Below are 1,389 nucleotides of genomic sequence, written 5' to 3'. Positions count from 1 at the left end.
GCGGTCCGCGCGATCTCGCCAGCCTGCGCGACGGCATCCTGGCCGCCGACCAGGCGCTGGAGCTGCTGGCGCAGCTTGCCGATCCGCCGGCCGAGATTTCGACGGTGATGGCGGCATTGCAGCGCCCCTCGCGCGACCTGGCGCAGGAATTTTCCCGCGCGCTCTCCGAACAACTGCCGCTGATCAAGCGCGACGGCGGCTTCGTCCGCGAGGGCTACGAGGCCGCGCTCGACGAAAGCCGCAACCTTCGCGATGCCTCGCGCCTCGTCGTCGCCGCGATGCAGGCGCGCTATGCCGAGGACACCGGCATCAAGACGCTGAAGATCCGGCACAACAACGTGCTCGGCTATTTCGTCGAGGTCACCGCGCAGCACGGCGACAAGCTGTTCGCGCCGCCGCTGAACGCGACCTTCATCCATCGCCAGACGCTGGCCGGTCAGGTCCGCTTCACCACGGCAGAGCTCGGCGAGATCGAGGCCAAGATCGCCAATGCCGGCGAGCGCGCGCTCAATCTTGAGCTCGAGATTTTCGAACGGCTGAGCGCGATGGCGCTCGCGGCCAGCGACGACCTGCGCAACGCCGCGCATGCCTTCGCGATGCTCGATGTCGCGACGTCGCTTGCGAAACTTGCGATCGACGACAATTACGTGCGGCCCGATGTCGACGGCTCGCTCGGCTTTGCGATCGAGGGCGGCCGCCATCCGGTGGTCGAGCAGGCGCTGAAGCGCGACGGCCAGCCGTTCATTGCCAATGCCTGCGACCTATCGCCGGCGCCGGCACAAAAATCCGGCCAGCTCTGGCTGATCACCGGTCCGAACATGGCCGGTAAATCGACCTTCCTGCGCCAGAACGCGCTGATCGCACTCCTTGCTCAAATTGGCAGCTATGTGCCGGCGTCGCGGGCGCGGCTCGGCATCGTCGACCGGCTGTTCTCGCGCGTCGGCGCCGCCGACGATCTGGCGCGCGGACGCTCGACCTTCATGGTCGAGATGGTCGAGACCGCCGTAATCCTGAACCAGGCGAGCGAGCGGTCGCTGGTCATTCTCGACGAGATCGGCCGTGGGACTGCGACCTTCGACGGCCTCTCGATCGCCTGGGCCGCGATCGAGCATCTGCATGAGAGGAACCGCTGCCGCACGCTCTTTGCCACCCACTATCACGAGCTGACCGCGCTCTCCGCGAAACTGCCACGGATGTTCAACGCCACGGTGCGCGTGAAGGAGTGGCAGGGCGACGTCGTGTTCCTGCACGAGGTGCTGCCGGGCTCGGCCGACCGCTCCTACGGCATCCAGGTCGCAAAGCTCGCCGGCCTGCCGCCCGCCGTGATCACGCGCGCCAAATCGGTGCTGGCCAAGCTCGAAGCCCAGGACCGCGGCCAGACCGCCCGCG

The 1,389-nt window shown here is 67.5% G+C and carries 1 protein-coding gene; it reads left to right on the top strand.

Annotated features, from left to right (window positions below):
* Nucleotides 1–1,389, top strand: a 1,389-nt coding sequence (gene mutS, locus H8A92_RS40420; RefSeq protein ID WP_229200800.1) for a DNA mismatch repair protein MutS, incomplete at both ends; no start/stop codon positions are given.

Origin of the sequence: Bradyrhizobium acaciae (genome assembly GCF_020889785.1) — a bacterium.
In the GTDB taxonomy this organism is placed as follows: Bacteria; Pseudomonadota; Alphaproteobacteria; order Rhizobiales; family Xanthobacteraceae; genus Bradyrhizobium; species Bradyrhizobium acaciae.
The sequence above is the reverse complement of the archived record's forward strand: the minus strand, read 5'-3'. Positions and strand labels throughout refer to the sequence as shown.